Origin of the sequence: Cryocola sp. 340MFSha3.1, from assembly GCF_000383315.1 — a bacterium.
In the GTDB taxonomy this organism is placed as follows: Bacteria; Actinomycetota; Actinomycetes; order Actinomycetales; family Microbacteriaceae; genus Leifsonia.
Genome location: NZ_KB911087.1, coordinates 654,470 through 677,090 on the forward strand (window position 1 = coordinate 654,470; position 22,621 = coordinate 677,090).

Consider the following 22,621-nt stretch of genomic DNA (forward strand, 5'->3'; position numbering starts at 1 on the left):
ACACCCCTCGGATCCCGTGCTAGAGTTTCTTCTTGTGCCGCGGGGTGGAGCAGCTCGGTAGCTCGCTGGGCTCATAACCCAGAGGTCGTAGGTTCAAATCCTGCCCCCGCAACCGATAAGTCCCCCTGATCAGGGATTCTCTGATCAGGGGGCCTTCTTCTTATTGCGCGTCGAGCCCTTCTCGAGGGTCGGGCCGATCTGGTCGAGCGTGAGCGATGGCACGAAGGCAGGGTCCTCGTAGAGCCGCTGGAGCGCCGCCGTGTCGACCGCCCTCAGACCCGTGGCCGAAAACGCCGACTCGCCCGAAGCCGCCTTCCAGGCGCTCTGCCAGATCATCGCGAGCGTGAGCGCGCCGTCCACGAGCAGACCGATCGTCTGCTCGCCGAAGGCGCCCCACAGCGCGTCCGTCACCCGGACGCTCGAGTCGCCCGGCTTCGACGCGACGGCCGCGTACGCCGTGACGAGGGAACGTGGATCGATGGCCTTCGCCGAGCGGTCCATCAACCGCACGATCGCGACGGCGGCTTCCTGCGCGGACGCGACTCCCGGAGGGACCGTCGCCGTCGACAGCGCCGCCGTGATCCCGCTCACGATCTCGACGTCGTGCCGGTCGATCATGGTGGACTCGTACGCCGAGTGCACCCCCTTCCCGGTGCCGTCCTCCAGTCCGTCCGCCAGGAACGATCCGTGCAGCGGCTGGCAGGCGTCGCCGACATAGTGGGCGACGAGCCCGGCCGCCGCGACGTATCGCGCGACGTCCTTCGCCCGGACCGCGGCCACGAGCTCGTCATAGAACTGCCAGACCCGGAACGGGAGGAGTCCGCGTTTGTCGGGCTCGGTGTGGCCGAGGCGCGTGTAGTAGTCCTGCCACACCGCCACGGAGACGTCGGCCGGATCGGCGACGCAGCGCGCCCGCAGCGTCTCGCCGTCGAGCAGCTGGTCGATGTCGGCGAAGTGCGTGGGATGCTCCGGGCCGGTGCGGAACGCCGTGTCCCGACCACCTTTCACCGCGCTCGGCAGGTTCTTCCAGATCAGATCGGGCACGTCGGCGAGCGGAACGAAGCCGCCGTTCTTCTTGGCGAGGACGGTCGTCGTGTCGATCGCGCCATGGCCGAGGCCAGCGAGGCTGAAGCTGATGCGGTCCGTGTTGGCCGCGAGCAGCCTGCGGAGCTTCGCGCCTGTCACCTTCTCGCAGGCGAAGGTGGCGATCGTGTAGTGGCCCGTCTTCCCCCAGTAGGGCTGCGGGCCCGTGTTGTAGTCGACGACCAGTTCGACGTCCAGCAGGCGCAGGATGCTGCTGAGGCTGGTGGCGAGCGAGAAGTCGAAGGCCGCCCCGGAGGAGCCCAGGAAGCTCTGACCGCCCCACTGGACGGCGATCGGGCGCAGCGGAGCATCGCCGGCCTGCACCAGATACCAGACGGTGCCCGAGTCGCCGGGCCGTGACTGCGCGGCGACCGGCACGGCGTCGCCATCCTGTCGCGCTTCCGGGTCCGGCGCGATCAGGAAGTCCGTCACATCGTCGAACCCTCCCCTGCTCCGGTAGCGGTAGAACAGCGCGGCGATGCGCCCGCGCAACTCGCCAGAAGCCGCCCCGAACGCCCGGACCCGCGCGCCGATCAAGCGCACGCCGATGTTGAGCTCGTTGAGGTCGGCGAGCTCTCCGGCGGCGGGAAGGCCGTAGCCCTGCGACGTCCACTCGGTGACGTCGTCCACCTCCACCAGGCCGACATCGAGGGTGGCGAAGCTGCGGCGTCCCGAGAACTGCGGGTAGACATCGGAGAACGGCTTGCGGCTGAGGTGGCGCGAGCTCGCGCGGCCGACCTCCGCGAGGGTGCCGCCGAGGAAGCTCGAGACCGGGCTGCCCGCCGGCCCGGTGACGTGTCGGCTCGTCAGCGCGAAGACGGTGTGACCGTCGGTCACCAGCGTTCCGACGCTGCCCAGGTTCTGCACACCCTGGCTCTCGCTGACGAGCGGGAAGCCGCCACCGATCCGCGAGGTCGGCCAGGTGCGTGGCGGGAGAACCGACGCATCCGGTGCCGACTCCGTCACCCGGACGACGCACACCGGCACCGTGCGACCGTCCGGGAGGTAGAGGGTGCGGGGCACCAGTTCCTCTGGAGACTCCTGGTCCGCTCCTGCGCCGAACCGGTCGGCGGGGATCCACTGGTCGACCAGAACGAGGATGCACGGCCAGGAGTAGTCGCGCACTTCGGAGTTGTCGAAGGTCCGCTCGCCGCGGGCGGCAGTGCGGGCCGCCGTGCGGGCCACGCCCCCGGAGTCGGTGTGCTCGCCGGCCGGCCAGGGATCGCTCTTCCGGATCAGGTACAGGCCCACCGCGGTGCCGACCACGTTCTTCTTGTTGAGCAGATGCCAGTGGTACTGGTCGCGCGCCTCGAGCAGGTCCGCCGTGGAGAGGCTGGCGAAGCTGCGGTCGGTGCCCAGAACATCCATGCGGTCCCCCATCCCGTCGCCGGCGCCGAGGTTCGCCCCGCCGGCGCGGCCAGGATAGTCCCGACGGGTGAACGTGAGGAGTCCGGATTCGCTAGTGTCGTGACGCAACGAGACGGGCGGGAGAACAGTGGCAGAGGAGCACGGCAAGGCGACGCAAGCCGCCGTCCGCGAGCGCAATCTCACGACCGCGCTGCAGCTCGTGCTGTCGGGGAACGGAACGGCGACGCGCGCGGCGATCGCCCGCCGCACCGGCCTCACCAGCGCGACCGTCTCCTCCCTGCTCGCCGGGCTCATCGCCGACGGGCTCGTCATCGAGGGTCAGCTGGCCGAGAGCACCGGCGGGAAGCGCGCCACGACCCTCCGCGTCGCCGCCGAGAACCACGTGCTGCTCGCACTGCTGGTGCAACCGGGACTCGTCCGCGGCGCGGTCGTCGACCTGCTGGGCGACGAGCTCGCCACCGTGACGCAGCGCGCCGCGACACCGGGCTCCCTCGAAGACGTGCGCTCGGTCGCACGACGGCTGGTCGCCTCCACCTCGGCACGGATCGTCGCGGTCGGCGTGCAGGTGCCGGGCATCGCCGACGGCCCCCTGATCCGCGAATCGGTGCAGCTGGGATGGACGGACGTGGACCTGGCGCGCGAGCTGTCCGGGATCGTGGACGCGCCCATCCACCTGATCAACGACGCGGACGCGGAGGCCATCGCCGACTCGATCACGTCCGACGACTTCGGGGCCAACCAGCTCTTCGTCTCTCTGAGCACGGGTGTCGGGGCGGCCGTCATCATCGACGGGGAGGTCGTCGCCGGCGCCGCGCATCGCGCCGGCGAGATCGGGCACGTCCCGGTGCTGTTCGGGCCGGACGCGCCGCTGTGCGCCTGCGGCAACCGCGGCTGCCTCGAAGAGATCGTCTCGGTGACGAGCCTGCTGGGCCTCCCCCACGGCACCGATCTCGAGGCGCTCGATCTCGCGGCCCTCGCTGCCGCGCCGGACTCGCGCGAGCGCATCGCTGACGGCGCTCGCGTGCTCGCCCGCGCGCTGCTGCTCGTCGCCGCCGCCCTCGACGTGCCGAACATCGTGATCGGCGGGGCGGCTCCTCGGCTCGGGCCCGAGTTCATCGGACACCTGCGTGCCGAGGCGGCGCGGCATCCGGTCAAGGCGGCCATGCCGCTGAACTTCCGGTACGCCCGCGTGGGCCAGGAGCACCCCTACCGCGGGGCGGCGCAGTACGCGCTGAAGTCGGCGCTCGGCGTCACCTGGGCGCACTGACCCTGCGAGCGGCGCAGTGAGCGGCCGGTCAGGTCCCGGTCAGCAATCCGAGCAGCGCAGCGCCGTGGCGGCGGTCGTGGCCGTAGGTCGCGATGTCGGCGTACGACGGATCCGGGCGCTCCCCCATGTCGACGACCAGCACCGAACGGCAGGTGGCCCGTACCGCATCCACCACCTGGCGGGTCCACCGGGACGCCGCGTTGTCGGCGCCGACCACGACGACGGGCGTCGCGGTCGCGAGCACGAGCTCCGGATCGTCCGACGGCCCGACGGCGACGACCGGATTGCCCGACCAGGATGCAGCGGCATCGCTCCCCGGCTCGGCCCACGCCTCCTGCAGCGTGTACCAGCGCGGGACGCCCAGCACGTCGTTGTCGAGCGTCGCCAGCCGGACGACCGTGCACCGGCCGCGGAACGCCGTCAATGCCTCGCGCACGCCCGGAGCGAACCGGAACCCGCGCGAGGCGTCCAGATCGAGGTCGACCGCATCGGCGAGCAGGGTCATCACGACACCCCCAGCTGCGCGGAGAGCACCATCACGACGCAGCCGCGGAGCACGATGTCGCGGCCCTGGCTCGTCATCCGGACCGTGACGCCGGAGTGGAACCCGGCCATCGTCCGGTTGCGGAGGGTCTCGCGTACGGCATCCAGCAGCACGCCGTCGAGAAGCTCCTCCGGACCGGCGAGGACGACCTCCGACAGGTTCAGCGCGCCGACGATCGGCGCGAGCGCGACACCGAGCCGCTGCCCGGCCTCCCGCAGCACCGGCTCGGCCGACGCCCCTGCGGCCTCGGCGGCCGCCACGCGCGACTCCAGCCGCGGGACGGCCAGCCAGGCCTCCAGGCACCGTTCGCGGTCGTACGGGGCCTCGGGACCGGCATCCGTGCCGACCATCACCTGACCGATCTCGCCGGCGGCGAAGCGGCTTCCGAAGACCAGCGCACCGGCGACCAGCAGGCCGGAGCCGACACCGTGGCCCACCTTGACGAGCATCATGTCGCCCTGCGCGTCGGCGAAGCCGTGCTCCGCCAGAACCGCGACGTTCGCATCATTGGCGACGAAGACGGGCAGCCCGGTGCGTTCTGCGATGCGCTGCTGCAGCGGCTCATCGACCCAGCCGAGATTCGGGGCGGTGGCGACAACGCCATCCGCCTCGACGATGCCGGGCGACCCGATGCCGATGCCCAGCACCGGCGCGGAGGTGAGCTCCACCAGGCGGTCGACGAGCGCGAGCACCTTGGCGGTGGCCTCCTCGCCGCGGCTCCCGGCGAGTTCGACCTCCGCGGTCTGCAGGATGCGGCCGTCCATGTCGAGGACGGCTCCGCGGAACACCGCGTGCTCGCTGAGGTCGACTCCGACGATCTGCGTCGCGCCGCGGTTGACGTCGAGGAGCACCGCGGGCTTGCCCGGGCGGGCGTCGTCGCGTTGGCCGAGCTCGACGACCAGGCCTTCGGCGATCAGCTCCCCCACGAGGTCCGAGATCGTGACGCGAGTCAGTCCCGTCGTCCGGGCGAGATCCGCCCGACTGGCGCGGCCGGAGCGGTACAGGGACTGCAGCACGAGCGAGCGGTTGTGGCCGCGTGCATGCTCGGGCAGCACCTTCGTCCGGGGCCGGAGCGCCCGGCCCGGGACGAGCCCGTGGTCGGACGGCGCACCCCGATCGGAGGCGGTGGTGCGCTTGGCCAGGTCGATCGACATGTTTGTTAGTAAAGCTGACAATCAAAGTCGGCGCAAGAGTTTTCCGCGTTCGTCTTGTCGGATTCCGCACTTCGCACGGCGGCCGAGCATACGAAACGGCCCGCGCGAGAACGCGCGGGCCGTTTCAGCCGATCGAGGCGGCGGACTACTTGGCGGCGGGCTGCCCCTCCGCCGCGACGGCGTCGGAGATCGCCTGCTGCAGGCGCTTCTGAGCCTCGCCGTACGCGGTCCAGTCGCCGGACTTCAGAGCGGCCTGGCTGTCGCTGAGCGCCTGGTTGGCACGCTGCAGGGCCTCCTGGAGGGCCGTGTTACCCGCGGCAGAGCCGCCGGTCCCTCCGCCGGTCTGCTCGCCGCCGCCGGAGCCGCCGCCGGTCTGACCGCCGGTGCCACCACCCTCGGTCGGCACGTTGTTGTCACCGGCGGACGCGCCCGAGTCGCCGCCGAACAGGGCATCGAGCGCCTGGTCGAGAGTGTCCTCGAACTCGATCTTGTCGCCAAAGGCCACCAGCACCTTCTGCAGCAGCGGGTAGCTCGTCTCACCCGAGGAGCGGACGTAGACCGGCTGCACGTAGAGCAGACCACCGCCGACCGGCAGGGTCAGCAGGTTGCCGTTGATGACCTCCGATTTACCCTGTCGCAGCAGGTTCAGCTGCTGCGAGACGGTCGGATCCGAGTCGAACTGGTTCTGCATCTGGCCGGGGCCCGGGATGGTGTCGCTCGAGGGCAGTTGCAGCAGCCTGAGCTTGCCGTAGCCGGACGCGACCTTGCCCTTGGTGTCGCCGGCATCCGCATCCACCGCCAGGTAGCCCTTCAGCACCGACCGGCTCGACTCGCTCGTGCCCGCCGGGATGAAGGTCGAGTAGAGCGAGAACGCGGGGGCGTCCTGGCCCGGCATCTTCATCGTCAGATAGTACGGCGGCTGCAGGGCCGGGTTGCTCGACGGCGAGGTCGGGTCGTTCGGCGTGGTCCAGGCGTCCTCACGGGAGTAGAACGAGCCGGCGTCGTCGACGTGGTACTGGCCGAGCACCGCCCGCTGCACCTTGAACAGGTCGGACGGGTAGCGCACGTGGCTCATCAGCTGGGCGCTCATGTCGCTCACCGGCTTGACGGTGGCCGGGAAGACCTTCTCCCACGTCTTGAGCACCGGGTCGCTGGTGTCCCACGCGTACAGGGTCACCGAGCCGTCGTACGCGTCGACGGTGGCCTTCACCGAGTTGCGGATGTAGTTGATGTCGTCGAACGCGTAGGCGGGCTTCGGCGTGTCCTTGTCTGCCGTCGCATCACTCAGGCTGCCGACGTGCGAGTACGGGAACTGGTCGCTCGTCGTGTAGCCGTCGACGATCCACTTGACGCGCCCGTCCACGACCGCCGGGTACGCCTGCGAGTCGACGGTGAGGTAGGGCGCGACCTTCTGCACGCGCTTGATCGGGTCGCGGTCGTAGAGGATCTGCGAGTTGCTGTTGACCGCGTCCGAGAGGACGATCTGCTCGTCCTGGAACTTCAACGCGTAGACCAGCCGCTTGAAGATGTTGTCGAGCTTCGGGCCGCCGTTCCCGTCGAACGTCGTGTACGTCTGCTGCGCGCCGTCCGAGCCGCCCGGGTAGTCGAGCTCGACCTGCTTGGAGCCCTTCGGGGCGCCGACGATCGAGTACGTCGGCGACTGCTCGCCGAAGTAGATGCGCGGCTGGTACGTGCCGAGCGTCCCGGTGGTGGGGATGCCCGACTCCATGAACACCGGCTGGCCGTCGGGAGAGCGCTGGTTGCCGTAGGCGGCGACCAGACCGTAGCCGTGCGTGTAGACGACGGTGTCGTTGAACCAGTTGCGGGTGCCGCCGAGGCCGGACTGCTGCAGCTCGCGGACCGCGACCACCGCATCCTGCTGCGTGCCGTTGACCTCGTAGCGGTCGACGTTCAGCTTCTCGGGGAACGCGTAGTACTGCCGGAACTGCTGCAGCTGGCGGAACGACGGGCTGACCACGGCGGGGTCGAGGATGCGGATCTGCGCGGTCGTCTGCGCGTCCTGCCGCAGGGCGCCCTGCTCGGCCGTCGTCTTCGCGTTGTACGGGATCGTCTCGATGTCGCTGAGCCCGTACGCCTCCCGGGTGTAGTCGATCCCCTTCTGCACGTAGGGCGACTCCAGCGTCTTCTGGCTCGGGTCGACCTGGAACCGCTGGACGACCCACGGCACGATCGCGCCGACCACCAGTGCGGCGACGATGAGCAGCGCCGTGCCGACCATCGGGAAACGCCAGCGACCGATGAAGGCCGTCAGCACGAACAGGATGGCGACGAACACCGCGGCGCCCGCCAGGATCGCGCGGCCCGGGATGGTCGCGTTGACGTCCGTGTAGGCGGCGCCGTTGATCATGTCGTTGACGTTGGAGTCGGTGACCGTGGCGTAGCGGTCGAGCCAGATGCTGATGCCCTGCAGGAGGAGGTACAGCGCGGCGATCACGGAGATCTGGACGCGCGCGGCGCGCGAGATGCGCACCTCGCGACCGCTGACCCGGATCGAGCCGTACAGGTAGGTGGTGGCCAGCGTCGCGAGCAGCGAGATGAGCACGACCGCCGACGCGAACCCGACAGCGCTGCGGTAGAACGGCAGCGCGAAGAGGTAGAAGCCGATGTCCAGGTGGAAGAGTGGGTCGGTCTTGCCGTAGGCGGTGCCGTTCAGCCAGAGCGCCGCGGTCTGCCAGCGGCTCGCGGTCGAGACGCCGGCGAAGATGCCGAAGACGATCGGGATGCCGTACATCGCGAGGCGCCGCAGCGGCTCGATGACCTGCTGGTAGCGGTCGAGCTGCGAGTTCAGCTTGGCGTAGACCGGGCGCAGCCGGTACGCGAGCTGGATGGACAGCCAGAGCGGCAACGCCATCCCGAAGAAGCCGATGAAGAACATGGCGATGCCTGCGAACCACTGCGTGGTGAGCACCTGGAGGTAGCCGAGCTGGTCGTACCAGAGGATGTCGGCGTACAGCCCTGCGAAGACGAAGAACAGGATGACCACCGCGACGATCACCCCGAGAGTGATCCAGATGGCCGCGCGCCGGCGGCCTGCGGGTCGAGCTGCTGCTGTTGAACTCACGTATGGCCTTCTTGGTCTCGCGTGGCGGGGATGTGAACCATCCTAGGCAAGGGACGCTTGGAGAACGCTGCTACGCGACCGTGCGCTCACCGGGCGGGGCAGGTGGCGAGGCCGGAGGTGCTCGATCCGTCCTCCACCGCCTTCAGGACTTTGAGGGAGTCGTCCAGCGTCTTCACGGCGAACACGCGGAGACCGGCGGGGATGTGGCCGGTCACCTCGTCGCAGTTCGAGGCGGGCGCGAGGAAGTAGTCGGCCTTGCCGTCGTCGCGCGCGGCGTACATCTTCTGCCGGATGCCGCCGATCGGGCCGATCTGCCCCGTGTTGTCGATCGTGCCCGTCCCGGCGATGCGCTTGCCGCCGTTCAGGGATCCGGGCGTCAGCTTGTCGATGATCCCGAGCGCGAACATCTGGCCGGCGCTCGGGCCGCCCACGTCGTTGAGCTGGATCTTCACGTCGAAGGGAAACGTGTAGTCCATCCCGGCGCCGATGCCGAGGACGACCTGCCCCTGCGACTCGGTCGGGGTGATCGAGACGGTCGTCGGCGCGCCGTCCCGCACGATCCCGAGCTCGGCCGCCTTGCCGGTGCCGTTCTCCTTCACCGCGCTCCGGAGCTCGTCGACACTCGCGATCTTCGTGCCGTTGACGGAAGTGATCTCGTCGCCCACCTTCAGCACATCGGCGGCCGGCGTGCCCTTGATCAGCTGCTTCACGGCCACGTTCTCGGGGAAGGTGTAGCCGAGCTCGTTGAGGGCGGCGGCGATCGCATCCTGCTGGGAGTCGACCATCAGGGCGGCGTTCTCGGCGTTCGACTGCTCGGTGGTGGTGCCGGGCGGGAACACCGACTCGAGCGGCAGGACCGCCTTGCTCGGCTGGAACCACGCGCCCGCGATCTCCATCCACGACGGGCGCTGCTCCGGATTGCCCACCACCGAGACGGTGAGCAGGTCGAGCGACCCGGACGTCGGATAGGTCTTCTGGCCGGAGATGCTGATGAGCTCCTTGGCGTCCCCGCCCTCCGTCGCGCCGACCTGCTGGTCGGTGCCGAGGGTGTTGTAGACGGGGCCCGGCTGCTCGATCACGAACGGAGCGGGGACCAGCGCGAGCACCAGGCCGAGGACGACGGCGAGGCCGATGGCGACCCATCCGATGATCACGCGCCGCGGCGGCGCGATGCGCGTGCGCTCCTGGGTGCGCAGCGTCGGGTCCTCGTCGCCGAACAGCGTCACGGGGGCGTCCTCTCGTCAGGGTCGTGTTCGCCACAGGCGCACGGTCCGGAAGCGAGCATAGGGCAATTCCCACCCGGCATCCCGGCGCCAGCGGCTAGCGTAGATGACAAGCCTGAAGCCGAGCCCGACGGCTGCTCACCGGACGGCCGGCTCACTTCGAGGAGTAGGGAACGACGATGGCCGACGACCAGAACGAGGAGCGGGACGACGACGAGTTCCGCGACATGCTGAACCAGTTCCTGTCGGGGAACGGCGCATCGATCGACCCGAGCCGTCTCGCCGGCGCCGCGGGCCTCCCCAACGATCCCGCCAGCATCCAGGCGCTGCTCGGACAGCTCCAGAACGCGCTGATGAACCCGGGCGGCGGCATCAACTGGGACATCGCCGAGCAGCAGGCGCGCCAGCTGGCCGCCGACGGCGCCCATGCGGTCACGCCGGCCGAGCGCGCCTCGCTCGACCAGGCCTTCCACGTGGCCGCACTCTGGCTCGACCAGGCGACCGGCGTCGCCGGTCTGAGTTCCACGCCCGAGCTGATCGGCCGTGCCGAGTGGGCCCGGCAGACGATGCCGCTGTGGACGCAGCTGGCCGAGCCGGTTGCGCTCAGCATCTCCGACGCGCTCACCCGCGTCCTCGCCGAGCAGGCTCCGGAGGAGATGCAGGCCATGCTGCAGAACGCCGGCCAGGTCATGCGCTCCATCGGCGGCGCCCTGTTCGCGATGCAGCTCGGCCAGGTGGTCGGGCAGCTCTCCAAGGAGGTCGTGTCCGGTGGGGACATCGGCATCCCGCTGCTGCCGGACGGCACCGCTGCGCTGCTTCCGCAGAACATCGCGGAGTTCGGCGACGGTCTCGACATCCCCGACGACCAGATCCAGCTGTACCTCGCGGTGCGCGAGCTCGCACACGCGCGCCTGTTCCGCCACGCGAAGTGGCTGCGCCTCCAGCTGATCACGCAGATCACGGCCTTCGCCAAGGGCATCACCATCGACACCGATGCCCTGGAGTCGCTGGCCGAGAACTTCGACCCGTCCAACCCCGACGAGCTGCGCGAGGCGATGGTGAGCGGGCGGCTGATCCCGCCGCGCACCGAGGAGCAGCAGGAGGCGCTCGCGCGTCTCGAGACCGTCCTCGCGCTGGTCGAGGGCTGGGTGGACGTGGTGACCGCCAACGCCACCCGCCTGCTCCCCCGGGCCGACGCGATCGCCGAGACGGTCCGTCGCCGGCGTGCGTCGGGCGGTCCGGCGGAGTCCGCGTTCGCGACCCTCGTCGGGCTCGAGCTGCGACCGCGCCGGCTGCGCGACGCCGCCGCGATGTGGCAGGCCGTGACGGAAGCGGTCGGCATGGATGCGCGCGACGACCTGTGGTCGCACCCGGACCTGCTGCCGCAGTCGTCGGACCTCGACGATCCGTCGGCGCTGGTCGCACGCCTCACCGCCACCGCGACCGGTCAGCAGCCCGAGCAGGATGCGCTCGACCAGGCCATCGAGGACCTCCTCCGCGACGACCGGGACCGGCCGACCGAAGCCTGACCTGTGGATGACCGGGGTGCGTGGTCAGCGGCTGTGGACAACCGCTGACCGGGCCCCGGCGTCCGGCAGGATGCGGGGATGGCCCTCGCACTCGACCCCCGCATCCAACGTGTCTGGCGCACTCCGGACTGCCTGCAGTTCGGTGTGGAGCAACCGCTGCTCGTGCTCGACGACGTCAGCGCGGCCGACGAGCGGATGCTCGCCGCGCTGGCGTGCGGCGTGACCCGCGAGGGACTGCAGCTGCTCGCGGAGCGGGCCGGCGCGCCGCCGGGCGCGGCCGCGGCGCTGCTGAAGCGCGTCGCGCCCGTTTTGACGCGCGATGACGGATCGGAGGGCCAGGACGAGCGACCGCCCGGCCGGCCGCCGCTCGTCGTGCTCGACGCGGCGGGACCGACGGCGTCGCAGCTCGCCGTGATGCTAACCGATGCCGGCGCGGAGGTTCGCGGCGGACTCGCGTGGGACGACCCGGCGCTCGACCGGGCAGAGGCGGCGGTCATCGTCGGCTCGTACGCGATCGAGCCGCAGCGCTCCGCCCGCTGGCTGCGGCGCGACATCCCTCACCTTGCGGTCGTGTTCGGGGATGCCGGGGTCACGGTCGGGCCGTGGGTGCGACCCGGAGCGGCGCCCTGCCTCCGGTGCGTCGACCTTCACCGCACGACCGCCGATCCGGCATGGCCGGTGATGGCCACCCAGCTGCACACGCTGCCACCGCCGGGTGAGGACGCGATCACGTCCACCATCGTCGCCGCCCGCGCCGCCGCGCTGGTGCTCGCGGGCGTCGGCGCTGCCCGCGGACGGCCGGCACTTCCGCCCCCGGTCGGGGTGAGTTGGCGGCTGGTCCGCGACCGGACGGACAAGGGCAGCGCGGACGGGAGCGACGCGCGATGGGGCGGCGCCGACTGGGTCAGCGCTGCCTGGGAGCCGCACCCGGAGTGCGGGTGCCTCGGCCTTCCGCCGTGACCGTCGGCCGCAGCTCCGCCAGGAAGCGGGACGGCTGCCGGAGTTGCGGCCTGCCGGGCTGGTTGCCGCGTGCCGCCCAGCTGAGGTGGAGGCTGCGGCGTGCGCGGGTGATGCCGACGTACAGCAGGCGGCGCTCTTCGTCGATCTGCTCGAAGGTGCTCGCATAGCTGATCGGGACGAGTCCCTCGCTGAGGCCGATCAGGTAGACCGAGGGCCATTCCAGTCCCTTGGCCGCGTGGAGGGTCGCGAGGGTCACCGCCGACATCGTCGGCTCGTGCTGACCGGCCTGCCGGGCGAGCAGTTCGTCGGTGAAGCCGCGGAGCGTCTGACCGGGAGGCTGCTCGTCCACCAGGCCCATGATGGCGTTCAGCGACTCCCAGCGCTCGCGGACGGCGCCGCGGGCCTCGGGCGGCTGCACCGACCATCCCAGCGAGCGCAGCACGTCGCTGACCGACTTGAACAACGGGTCCTCGGTGGCCGCGAGGCTGGCCGCCCGTAGCGACATGACGGCCTGGCGCACCTCCGGCAGGTCGAAGAAGCGCTTCGAACCGCGGATCTGGTAGCTGATCCCGAGGTCGCCGAGCGCCTGCTCGAGTGCCGCGGCCTGGACGTTGACGCGGTACAGCACCGCGATGTGCTCCGGCCGTGCGCCCGCGGCCAGCTCGGCGGCGATGCGTCCGGCGACGGCGCGGGCCTCGGCCCGATCGTCCTCGAAGGTCGCGGGCTCGGTGACGGGGTCACCGTGCGGTGTCCCACCGGCGATCTCGGCCGGGCGCAGGGTCAGCGCGCCGGACCGTCCGCGCATCAGCCGGTTCGCCGTGTCGATCACGGCCGGCGTCGAGCGGTAGTTCTGCTCCAGTCGCACCACGGTCGCGCCGGGATGCTCGTGCTCGAACCCGAGCAGGTACTCGCTGCGGGCTCCGGCGAAGGAGTAGATCGTCTGGCTGGCGTCGCCGACGACGCACAGGTCGCGGCGGGTGCCCAGCCACAGGCTGAGCAGCTGGTGCTGGAGCGGCGAGACGTCCTGATACTCGTCCACGACGAAGAAGCGGTACTGCTCGCGCACCTGCAGGGCGACCGCCGGCTCGGACTCGATCATCCCGGCGCAGGCGAGCAGCACATCCTCGAAGTCGATCTGCTTGCGTTCGTCCTTGAGGTCCTCGTACGACTGCAGCAGGTCGGCGACCTGCGTCGCGGTCAGCGAGCCGGGGGTCGGCCGGTCGGCGGCCGTGTACTGCTCGATGCTCAGGCCAGAGACCTTGCGCCACTCGATCTCTGCGGCGACGTCGCGCAGGGTGGCCGTGTCCACTTTCACCTTGAGCCGCTCGGCGGCATGCCCCAGGATGCGGCCCTTGCCGTCGAGCACGGAGGGCAGCTGCCCGCCGACGACCTGCGGCCAGAAGTAGTTCAGCTGCGCGAGAGCGGCGGAGTGGAAGGTCCGCGCCGACACTCCCCCGGCGCCCAGCTGACGGAGCCGCCCACGCAGCTCGGCAGCGGCGCGCGCGGTGAACGTCAGCGCCATCACACGCCCGGGCGCATAGGCGCCGGAGGCGACGCCGTACGCGATGCGGTGCGTGATCGCGCGCGTCTTGCCCGTGCCTGCACCGGCGAGGATGCACACCGGGCCGAACAGCGCCTCCGCCGCGACCCGCTGCTGCGCGTCCAGCCCGGCCAGCAGGGCGTCCGGGCCGGAGAGCGCGGTGCTCACGGCGCCGGCGGCTCGTCGAGCGGGCCGCCGTACCAGTCCTCGATCAGGGCGCGCGCGATGGAGGAGCGGCCCGGGAGGATGATCTGCTCGCGCGCCGCCCACAGCTCGTCGCGGGTGAACCAGCGCACGTCGAGGATCTCCTCGCCGTCCGGATCGAGCGCGCTCGCGGCCTGATCGTCGGCCAGTCGCGCCGTCATGCCGACCATCACCGATGCCGGGAACGGCCACGGCTGCGAGCCCTTGTAGCGGGCGTCGACGACGCGGATGCCCGCCTCCTCGAACATCTCGCGCTCCACCGCCGCCTCGAACGACTCTCCCGGCTCGACGAAACCGGCGAGCAGAGAATAGCGGGAGTTCTCCCACATCGCGTTGGAGCCGAGCAGGAGCCGGTCGTCCGCATCCAGCACCGTCACGATGACCGCGGGGTCCGTTCGCGGGAACACCTCGGAGCCGTCCTCGAGGCAGCGCCGCACCCAGCCCGCCTGCTCGACCACCGTCGGCGATCCGCAGCGGGGGCAGTGCGTGTGCGTCGCGTGCCAGTTCGCCATCGCGAGCGCCTCGGTGAAGAGGCCCGCGTCGCGGTCGCTCAGCGCGGTGGCGACCGTACGCAGGTTGCCCCAGCGCGCCTCATCCGGCTCCAGCTCCTGCGCGGCGGCGTCGGTCAGCACCTGCAGCACCACGGCGGTGCCCGCGGGCTCGGTCGCCGAGGCGACCGTGGTGCGGCCGAGGTACACGCGGATCAGCGCGGAGGTGACCCGGTCCACCGAAAGCAGCTCCAGCTCGGCCGGTCCGGCATCCGGGGCCGACCAGCCGTCGGCTGCGGGGGTCGCGGCCGCGACGCTCTCCGCGGTCAGCAGCGCCCGTCCCTTCCACAGCGCGAGCACGCGCGTGGTCGGCTCCTCCCAGAGCTCGTCGAACAGGGCAGGCCGCGATCGCGCCGCATGGTCGCGATCGGTCGCGTGCCGCGAGAGCGGAAGAGCGGCGAGGGGAAGGGCGGGAGTCGGGGCGGACGACATCGAGGTCCTTTCGGGGCGTGGCGGACGGCCGTCGCAGGGAGGTCCAATTAGCCTAGGTGCATGGCCAGATCCCACTTCACTCTAGCCGCGCTGGCCACCTCGGCCGTTCCCGACCTCGACGTCTCCGGCGCCCGCAGCTACACCAGGAGCGGCGCAGGCGAGTTCGACTCGGCGCTGCTGTCGACGAGGGACGGCTCCACCGTCATCGTGCGCGTGCCGACGAACCAGATCGCGGAGACCGAGCAGAGCGCCGACCTGGTCGCGCTGCGCGCACTCACCACCGGCATCCGCAGCCGTCTCCCGTTCGAGGTGCCCCGCTACCTCGGCCAGGCGCCGGTCGCGGGAACGCGCGCCGTCGTCTACGACTTCCTCCCCGGCGAGCACATCGCGGTGGAGGACGTGCCGCCGGGCGATGGCCTGGCCGGGTCGATCGGACACGCCATCGCGGCCATCCACGCGCTCCCCACCGCCTTCGTCGGCGAGGCCGGCCTGCCGGTGATGTCGTCGGCCGAGTGCCTCACGGCGGCGAACTCGGTCATCGAATCGGCCGCATCCACCGGTCTCCTGCCCGTCGCGCTGCGCGACCGGTGGCGGGATGCGGCGGCCGACCACTCGATCTGGCAGTTCCAGCCGACCGTCATCAACGGCTCCCTCACCTCGGACTCTTTCCTCGTCGAGGACGATGTCGTCACGGCCGTGCTCGGCTGGTCGGCGCTCCGCGTCGGCGACCCGGCGCGCGACCTGCACTGGCTGCTCGCCATGAACCCGGAGGCGACCGACGGCGCCCTGGGCGCCTACGCCTCCACGCGGCAGGTCGCCACCGACCGCCAGTTCAGCCAGCGCGCCATGCTGTACGCCGAGCTCGAGGTGGCCCGGTGGCTGCTCCACGGCCGCGAGGTGCGCGACCAGACGATCGTGGATGACGCGGTCGAGATGCTCGACGGCCTGGTGGACCGCGTCCGCAGCAACTCGATGAACCCGCTCTCGACGGCGACCGGCCCGATCATGGCCGTCGGCGATGTGGAGGCCATGCTCGACCGGACTCCGGGAGACCGCACGGACGCCGGAGGCTACGGGCGCTCGGGCGGGATGAAGCCGGTCGCCGACGACCAGAGCGACGTCAGCTCCTCCTCCGCGTAGAGGCGCTCCGGCCGCACGACGGCGTCGTCGGCCACGAAGTAGAAGACCGCGTCGATCCGCTCCGGGTCGATCCCTGCGTAGCGCGCGAACGCCAGGCGGTAGAGCGCGAGCTGCAGCTGCTTGCGCTCCAGGTCGTCCGCGTCCCGCGGCGCCTTGCCGGTCTTCCAGTCGACGATCTGGTAGTCGTGGACGCCGTCCTCCGCCCGGTAGACGGCGTCGAGCTTGCAGACGACCACCTGCCCGGCGAGGGTGATGTGGATCTCCAGCTCCACCTCCTCCGGACGCCGCCCGGCCCACTGGCTGCGCTCGAAGGTGGCACGGAGCTCCTCGAAGCGCTCAGCCTCGAGCACATCGCCCGCGAGGTCGTCCAGTTCGGCGACGTGGGCGTCGAGCACGTCGGTCGCGCCCGCGACCGTGCCGAAGCGCTCCTCCACCCAGCGGTGGAACAGGGTCCCCAGCCTCGTCTGGCGGTACGGGCGCTCGGGCATCGGCCGGCGCAGGGTCGCCGCCACCGATGCCGGGTCGGTCACGTAGTCCTTGAACCGCGAGGCCGGGATGCGCGCGGGCAGCTCGACGAGACCGGCCTCCTCTGCGCGTCGGGCGCGTTCGGCCAGCAGCAGATCGAGGTCGCGCGCGTAGACACCGCCGTCGCCAGCCCCGCGCTCCCGTGCGCGGCGGACCGCCTCGGCCGCCGCCTCGACGCGCGTGCGGCGGGCGCCGAGCGGCTCAAGCGGCCAGGTCACGGTGGATGCGGTCAGCGCTAGGGGGTTCTCCTCCGGCTCGTCGCAGTCCGGGAACGCGTCCGGCGGCAGCAGACCCGCCTCCTGCAGTTCCAGCAGGTACGAGCCGGGGCCGCGCGGCTTGGTCTGGGTCGACCAGTACGAACCGGACAGCAGCAGCCGCTGCCGGGCCCGGGTGACGGCGACGTAGATCAGCCGGCGCTGCTCGTCGAGGTGCCGGGCGAGGTTGTCCTCCTCGAACGCCGCGATCGAGTCGTTGACGTCCTTCTGGGTCTCGGCGGTGCGCCAGGCGATCACCGGAAGCTCGGCAGAGTCTCCGCGGAACTCGTTCGGCAGCTGCCCGAAGGCCAGCCAGCCCTTGCGGCTCTGCGGCGGCCCGGGGAGCTCCCCCTCGACGAGGCGCGGGACGGCCACGACATCCCACTCCAGGCCCTTCGCGCCGTGGATGGTGAGGATCTGCACGGTGCCCGGCTCCGGCTCTTCGCTGCGCGGGGCCAGGTTGTCGCGCTGCTCCGCCTCCGCGAGCCACGACAGGAAGGAGCCGAGGGTCGCCTGGTCGTCCGCCGCGAGGTACGAGGCGACCTGCTCCGCGAACGCGTCGAGGCTCGCCTGACCGAGCTGCGCGGTCTCGTTCGCCGCGACCTCGATGTCGAGCAGAAGCTCCTGCTGCACCAGCGTGACGAGGTCGAGCAGGTCGAGCCCGACCCGTGACCGCAGGTGGTCGAGCCGTCGGCCGGCGTCGCGCATCCGCGCCAGCCCCTCCGGGCTGAATCCCGCCAACCGTCCGTGGTCGTCCGGTGCCTCGACGACGAAGTCGAGCGCATCCACCAGGGATGCCGACTCCTCCCCCGCGACCGATCGCCGCAGCCGGTCGCGCAGTTCGGGATCGAGCCGCTGGTACCGGTGGTCGCGCTCGGCGAGCCACGACGCGACATCGCGCAGCGCGGCGATGTCCTTCGGCCCGACGCGCCACTTCGCGCCTGTGAGCAACCGGATCAGCTCGGAGCCGGCGGTCGGGTCGTGCATCACCCGCAGAGCGCTGACGAGGTCGGCGATGACGGGCTGCTCCAGCAGGCCGCCCAGCCCGAGCACGTGATACGGGATGCCGTGGCGGGCGAGGGCGGACGTGAACACGTCGATCTTCTTCAGCGACCGGCAGAGCATCGCAGCACTCGGCGGGACGCCGTCGTCGTCGCGCTCGCCGAGCCGTGCGCCGAGCCAGCGCGCCGCCGTCTCGGCCTCGTCGGCGACCGTCTGCTCGAACACCGCCGTCAGCTCCCCCGCGACAGCGCCGGGGCGCGGCTGCAGGCGCTCGACGTGCACCGGCGAGGCAGCCGTCAGCGGCTCCACGAGCGCGTTCGCCGCATCCAGGACGCGCGTCGGGTTGCGCCAGCTGGTGCTCAGCGCGTATTCGGCCGCTCCGCCCTCCGCTCCAGCGCGCTGACCGGTGAAGTCGGCGGAGAACCGGCCGAGGTTGGCCGCGCTGGCGCCGCGCCAGCCGTAGATGGACTGGTGCGGATCGCCGACCGCCATCACCGGCTGCCCGGCGAACAGCGTCGAGAGCAGGCGGGTCTGCACGACCGAGGTGTCCTGATACTCGTCGAGCAGCACGACGCGGTAGCGCCGGCGGTAGTCGGCGACCACCGCGGGGAGGCGCTCGCTCACATCCAGCGCGAGGGCCACCTGGTCGGAGTACTCGACGAATCCGCGACGGCGCTTCTCGTCGGCGAAGGCGCGGGCGAGATCGAGCAGCGGAGGAAGCGACCCGACCGCGTCGACGGCCGAGCGCACGGAGGCGTAGAGCTCCTTCACGCGCCCGTTGCCCGTCGGCAGCTCGGCGATGCGCCCGAACTGCTCCACCATCCGCTCGACGTCGTCCGGGTCGGCGACGTTCTCGCTGAGCGCCCGGCTCAGCGTCACGACCGCGGTCGTGACCGCCTCGACGCCCCGGTCGAGCTCGACCAGGCGGTCGTCGGTACTGGTCACGACGAGACGGCGGGCGAGCTGCCACGCCGACGCCTCGCTGAGCACCGCCGACTCCGGCTCGCGGCCGATCAGCAACGCGTTCTCGCGGAAGATCGCGTTCGCGAACGAGTTGTAGGTGGCGACCGCCGGGGCGTCGAACGGGTCGAACTCCACCTCGGTAACGCCGGACGCGACCAGCTGCTCGATCCGGGTGCGGATGCGGCCTGCCAGCTCGCCCGCCGCCTTGCGGGTGAACGTCAGGCCGAGGATCTCGGGAACCCGAACGTGGCCGTTCGCGAGCAGCCAGACCACCCGGTTCGCCATCGTCTCGGTTTTGCCGCTGCCGGCTCCCGCGACCACGATCGCCGGTCGGAGCGGCGCCTCGATGACCGCCTGCTGCTGGGCGGTCGGGATGGGCAGCCGGAGCGCCTCGGCGATGTCCGCCGCGCTCAGCGCGCGCGACGGGCGCGGCCGCTCCTCCTCCGTCTCGGCCAGCGAGAAGGCCTGCTCGACCAGGTCGAGCTCCGCCTGCTCCGTCGCCCACTCCAGGAGGCTCTCGTCGTCGACGTGCGTCGCTTCGTCCGTCATGCTCCTCCTCCCGCGCTCACCGCAGGCACCAGGTGGATGCGGTACTCGTACTTCCCGTGCGGGTCGCGTTCGCCCAGGTCGACGACCCCGGCGAAGGTCGCGCCCGCCATGCCGTCGGCCGCTCGCGCGACGCGCTCTCGCAGCCGGTCGAGCCCTTCGTCGTCGACGCGGTCCTGAGCGACCTCGCGGTAGCCCTTCCCGCGGACGCCCTTGGCGACGAAGAGCAGCTTCGCCCCGCCGGATGGCAGGTCGGCGGCCTGCTCCACGGCCCCGTGCTCCAGGGCGAGCTGATAGGCGCCCAGCTGCGCGTGCTCGGCCGCTTCCGCCGCCGAGGGCGTGCGGTTGCCCGTCTTGAGGTCGACGATGACGACCGTGCCGTCCGGTGTGCGCTCCACCCGGTCGATCGTCCCGCGCACGAGCGCCCGGCCGAGGCGCAGCTCGAAGGCGCCCTCGGAGCCGAGCAGCACACCGCCGGCGCGCTCGAAGTCGCGGAGGTACTCCGAGACCCCGGCCGTGAGGGTCCGGGTGCGCCGCCGCTCCTTCTCCTCCAGCCACGGCGACTCGAACGCGAGCTCGCCCCACCGGCGCTCGATGCCCTGCCACAGCCGCTCGACGCTGAGGTCGCGGTCGTCGCTCGTGCTCGCCTCCTCCATGACGGCGTGCACGACGGTGCCGATGCCCGCGGCGAGACCGCTCGGCGAGGCGGCCATCGTGTCCACGAACCACGCCAGCGGCGACTTCTCGAACGTCTCCAGCCGCGACGGAGAAACCCGGACCACGGCCTCCGGGTCGTCGAGGTCGACCAGCGGCTCGGTCGTCGACGGCTCCAGCAGGCCGTACCAGGTGGCGGGATCGGCGCCCTCCACGTCCGCGTCCGCCAGCCGGGCGAGCGCTTCGGCCGCATCGGGTGCGCCCGTCGTGGCGAGGCGGCGACGCAACCGGCCGACCATGCCACGGAGGGAGAGCGGATGGGTGCCGTCGTCGGCGTCGTCGACGGCCAGGTCGGCCGCGAGGCGCAGGAACGGGGAGGGCTGCTCGTCATCGTTCGCCGTGGCCGTGAGGATCACCTGGCCGCGGGCGCGCGAGACCGCCAGCGCGAACATCCGGAGCTCGTCGCCGAGCACCTCCGCCCGCTCGTCCTCGGTCTCGGTGGTGCGGCCCTCCACCGCGTCCGCGAGCTCCTGCGGGTGCAGCAGCGAACCGCGCAGGCGCAGGTTGGGCCAGACGCTCTCCTGGAGCCCGGCGACGACGACGACCTCGAACTCGCGCCCGATGGTGGCGCTCGGGGTGCAGACCAGCACGGCATCGCCGGCCGTGCGGGCGGCCAGGGTGTCCTCCGGGACCTCCGCGCCGAGGAGTTCGACGACGAAGTCGGAGGCCGGACGCTCCGGGTAGCGCTCGACGAAGCGGCGGGCGGCGGTGAACAGCGCGACGACGCCGTCGAGGTGCCGGTTCGCCTCGTCGGCGACGATGCCCGTCCGCTCCGAGTGCTCCAGCCAGCGGGCGGCGAGGCCGCTGCGCTCCCAGACGTGCCAGAGCAGCTCCTCGATCGAGGCGCCGTCCTCCGCCTTCTCGCGGCCGGATCGCAGCGTCTCGGCCAGGCGCGCCGCCCGGCGGGCCGGGCTCGCGTCGATGGTGGCCAGGTGCGCGGGATGCTGCAGCGCCTCCACGAGCAGCTCATCGCCCGGGCGGTTGCCGTCGCCCGCGAGCTCCTCCTGGCGGAGGGCGAGGCGCAGCCGTCGCAGGCTGACGCTGTCGAGCCCGCCGAACGGCCCGAGCAGCAGTTCGGTGGCGACCACGGGCGTCAGCTCGATCGCCCCCAGCTGCACGCCGGCGATCGTGATCAGCTGGCGGGCGGCGAAATCGTCGCGCAGCGGACGCCCGGCGATGCTCGTCGTCGTCGGGACCTCCGCGACCGCGAGGGCGCGCGAGAGGGCGGGCACATGGGCGCCCGAACGGACCACGACGGCCATCGAGCTCCAGGGGACGCCGTCGAGCAGGTGACGTTCGCGCAGCTTGCGCGCCAGCCGCGACGCCTCGGCGGGGGCGGACACCGCGACGAGCCGCACGATCTCGGGGCGGCGCTCGGCCGCATCCACATCGTCAGCATCCACCTGCGCCGCATCCGGCTGCTCCGGTTCCGGGCGCCCGGCCGCGGCCAGCCGCTGGACGCCGGCTGCGGCCGTGCCGATGCGTTCGGTCACCCGGGCGGTCAGCTCGCGCAGCGCGGGCGTCTGGCGGTGCGCCGTGGTCAGCACGAAGCGGGTCACCGGCACGCCGAGGCGACCCTCGAGCTGCCCCAGGGCCGTGGTCTGGGCCCCGCGGAAGGTGGTGGATGCGACATCCGGGTCGCCGAATGCGACGACCGCGACGCCGCGCGCCGCCAGCGCCCGCAGCAGCGCCAGCGTCGCGACCGTCGCCTCCTGCAGGTCGTCCACGAAGACGGCGCGCAGGCCGTCGAGCGAGCTGCCCTCGGCGATGACCGTGACCGCCGACGCGATGAGCTCGGCCGAATCGACGAAGCCGCCGCGGTAGCTGTCGACCACGAGCTGGTACTCGGCGATGAAGCGGGCGGCGGCGCGCCACTCGTCGTGGCCGGTGATCGCGCCGAGCTCGGACAGCCGGGAGGGGGTGACGCCGCGCTCGGCGCAGCGGGCCATCAGCTCGCGCAGCTCGGTGCGGAATCCGCGCAGCGTCCGCACCTCCTCGACGAGCGGCTCTGGCCAGACCGGACCGGTTCCGTCCTCCAGGTGGCCGCTGATCAGCTCGGCGATGATCTGGTCCTGCTCGCCTCCGGTGAGGAGGCGCGGGGGCTCTGCTCCGATGCGTCGCGCCCGCTCGCCGACGAGCTGGAACGCGAGCGATGTCGCCGTGCGCGCCAGAGGCCCCTGCGTGGGAACGCCGAGGCGCAGGGCGATGCGGTCGCGGAGCGCCGTGGCCGCGGTGCGCGAGGCGCTCAGCGCCAGCACCTCGTCCGGCCGGTAGCCGCGGTCGAGCACGCGCTCGGCCAGGGCCTCCACCAGCGTCGTGGTCTTGCCCGTGCCGGGCGCTCCGAGCACGGCGGCGCAGGTGCCGTCCGGCAGCAGGAGCACCTCCGACTGCGAGCCGTCGAGCGCCGGGCCGCCCGCTGTGGGAGCGGATGCGAGGGTGCCGGCGGCGTGCATCCGGAAGCCTCGAGCGATCATGTCCTTCACGGTATCGGCGTCCGCCGACAGAGAACGCGAGCGGGGGCCGCGAGCCGCGTGCCGTAGTCT

13 protein-coding genes and 1 tRNA gene are annotated in these 22,621 nt (G+C 71.8%); 5 read left to right on the forward strand and 9 right to left on the reverse strand.

Annotated features, from left to right (window positions below):
• The first annotated feature begins 38 nt into the window (after positions 1-38).
• Positions 39-112, forward strand: a tRNA-Met gene (locus H284_RS0103160).
• 32 nt (positions 113-144) lie between these two features.
• Here H284_RS0103160 and H284_RS0103165 read toward each other — a convergent pair.
• On the reverse strand, positions 145-2,451 hold the full coding sequence (locus tag H284_RS0103165) for a phospholipase C/P1 nuclease family protein (protein WP_020075123.1): 2,307 nt from the start codon (positions 2,449-2,451) through the stop codon (positions 145-147).
• 127 nt (positions 2,452-2,578) lie between these two features.
• Between H284_RS0103165 and H284_RS0103170 the strand changes: the two genes are divergently transcribed.
• Entirely contained in the window at positions 2,579-3,718 is a 1,140-nt protein-coding gene (locus tag H284_RS0103170) for an ROK family transcriptional regulator (protein WP_020075124.1), read from the forward strand.
• Between the two features lie 28 nt (positions 3,719-3,746).
• Here the strand turns inward: H284_RS0103170 and H284_RS0103175 are convergent, their stop codons facing one another.
• The 4 genes from H284_RS0103175 to H284_RS0103190 form a co-directional block, all read right to left on the reverse strand.
• Complete coding sequence (locus H284_RS0103175) at positions 3,747-4,223, reverse strand: hypothetical protein (RefSeq protein WP_020075125.1); 477 nt, start codon at positions 4,221-4,223, stop codon at positions 3,747-3,749.
• Positions 4,223-5,416: an ROK family transcriptional regulator gene (locus H284_RS0103180; protein ID WP_018190487.1), complete on the reverse strand. Its 1,194-nt coding sequence runs from the start codon at positions 5,414-5,416 to the stop codon at positions 4,223-4,225. Before H284_RS0103180 ends, H284_RS0103175 begins: the two co-directional genes overlap by 1 nt.
• Before the next feature lie 145 nt (positions 5,417-5,561).
• A complete protein-coding gene (locus H284_RS0103185) occupies positions 5,562-8,498 on the reverse strand; it encodes a UPF0182 family membrane protein (protein ID WP_029042799.1) in 2,937 nt (978 codons plus the stop codon).
• Between the two features lie 86 nt (positions 8,499-8,584).
• A complete protein-coding gene (locus H284_RS0103190) occupies positions 8,585-9,724 on the reverse strand; it encodes a YlbL family protein (protein ID WP_018190485.1) in 1,140 nt (379 codons plus the stop codon).
• Between the two features lie 176 nt (positions 9,725-9,900).
• On the opposite strand from H284_RS0103190, the gene H284_RS0103195 reads away from it, so the two are divergent.
• Positions 9,901-11,250, forward strand: a complete 1,350-nt coding sequence (locus H284_RS0103195) for a zinc-dependent metalloprotease (protein ID WP_020075127.1) — start codon at positions 9,901-9,903, stop codon at positions 11,248-11,250.
• Between the two features lie 78 nt (positions 11,251-11,328).
• Complete coding sequence (locus H284_RS0103200; protein ID WP_020075128.1) at positions 11,329-12,210, forward strand: hypothetical protein; 882 nt, start codon at positions 11,329-11,331, stop codon at positions 12,208-12,210.
• Here H284_RS0103200 and H284_RS0103205 read toward each other — a convergent pair.
• Both H284_RS0103205 and nudC read right to left on the reverse strand, forming a co-directional pair.
• Complete coding sequence (locus tag H284_RS0103205; RefSeq protein ID WP_020075129.1) at positions 12,155-13,918, reverse strand: ATP-dependent helicase; 1,764 nt, start codon at positions 13,916-13,918, stop codon at positions 12,155-12,157. The two genes, H284_RS0103200 and H284_RS0103205, sit on opposite strands and share 56 nt — an antisense overlap.
• Positions 13,915-14,934, reverse strand: coding sequence for an NAD(+) diphosphatase (nudC, locus tag H284_RS0103210; RefSeq protein ID WP_020075130.1), 1,020 nt, complete (start codon positions 14,932-14,934; stop codon positions 13,915-13,917). The genes H284_RS0103205 and nudC overlap by 4 nt, the downstream gene beginning before the upstream one ends.
• Before the next feature lie 60 nt (positions 14,935-14,994).
• Here nudC and H284_RS0103215 point away from each other — a divergent pair, with 60 nt between their 5' ends.
• Complete coding sequence (locus tag H284_RS0103215) at positions 14,995-16,074, forward strand: phosphotransferase (RefSeq protein ID WP_020075131.1); 1,080 nt, start codon at positions 14,995-14,997, stop codon at positions 16,072-16,074.
• On the opposite strand, the gene H284_RS0103220 is transcribed toward H284_RS0103215, so the two are convergent.
• Positions 16,005-19,367, reverse strand: coding sequence for an ATP-dependent helicase (locus H284_RS0103220; protein ID WP_020075132.1), 3,363 nt, complete (start codon positions 19,365-19,367; stop codon positions 16,005-16,007). The genes H284_RS0103215 and H284_RS0103220 overlap by 70 nt on opposite strands.
• Positions 19,364-22,552 carry an ATP-dependent helicase gene (locus H284_RS0103225; protein WP_029042800.1) on the reverse strand — a complete coding sequence of 1,063 codons (3,189 nt, stop codon included), beginning with the start codon at positions 22,550-22,552 and terminating at the stop codon, positions 19,364-19,366. The genes H284_RS0103220 and H284_RS0103225 overlap by 4 nt, the downstream gene beginning before the upstream one ends.
• Between the last annotated feature and the right edge of the window lie 69 nt (positions 22,553-22,621).

What these genes read in the sequence shown, in the direction of transcription:
- nudC (WP_020075130.1), bottom strand. Translation starts at nt 14,934, where the DNA reads ATGTCGTCCGCCCCGACTCCCGCCCTTCCCCTCGCCGCTCTTCCGCTC.
- H284_RS0103195 (WP_020075127.1), top strand. Translation starts at nt 9,901, where the DNA reads ATGGCCGACGACCAGAACGAGGAGCGGGACGACGACGAGTTCCGCGAC.
- H284_RS0103220 (WP_020075132.1), bottom strand. Translation starts at nt 19,367, where the DNA reads ATGACGGACGAAGCGACGCACGTCGACGACGAGAGCCTCCTGGAGTGG.
- H284_RS0103180 (WP_018190487.1), bottom strand. Translation starts at nt 5,416, where the DNA reads ATGTCGATCGACCTGGCCAAGCGCACCACCGCCTCCGATCGGGGTGCG.
- H284_RS0103215 (WP_020075131.1), top strand. Translation starts at nt 14,995, where the DNA reads ATGGCCAGATCCCACTTCACTCTAGCCGCGCTGGCCACCTCGGCCGTT.
- H284_RS0103165 (WP_020075123.1), bottom strand. Translation starts at nt 2,451, where the DNA reads ATGGATGTTCTGGGCACCGACCGCAGCTTCGCCAGCCTCTCCACGGCG.
- H284_RS0103225 (WP_029042800.1), bottom strand. Translation starts at nt 22,552, where the DNA reads ATGATCGCTCGAGGCTTCCGGATGCACGCCGCCGGCACCCTCGCATCC.
- H284_RS0103175 (WP_020075125.1), bottom strand. Translation starts at nt 4,223, where the DNA reads ATGACCCTGCTCGCCGATGCGGTCGACCTCGATCTGGACGCCTCGCGC.
- H284_RS0103200 (WP_020075128.1), top strand. Translation starts at nt 11,329, where the DNA reads ATGGCCCTCGCACTCGACCCCCGCATCCAACGTGTCTGGCGCACTCCG.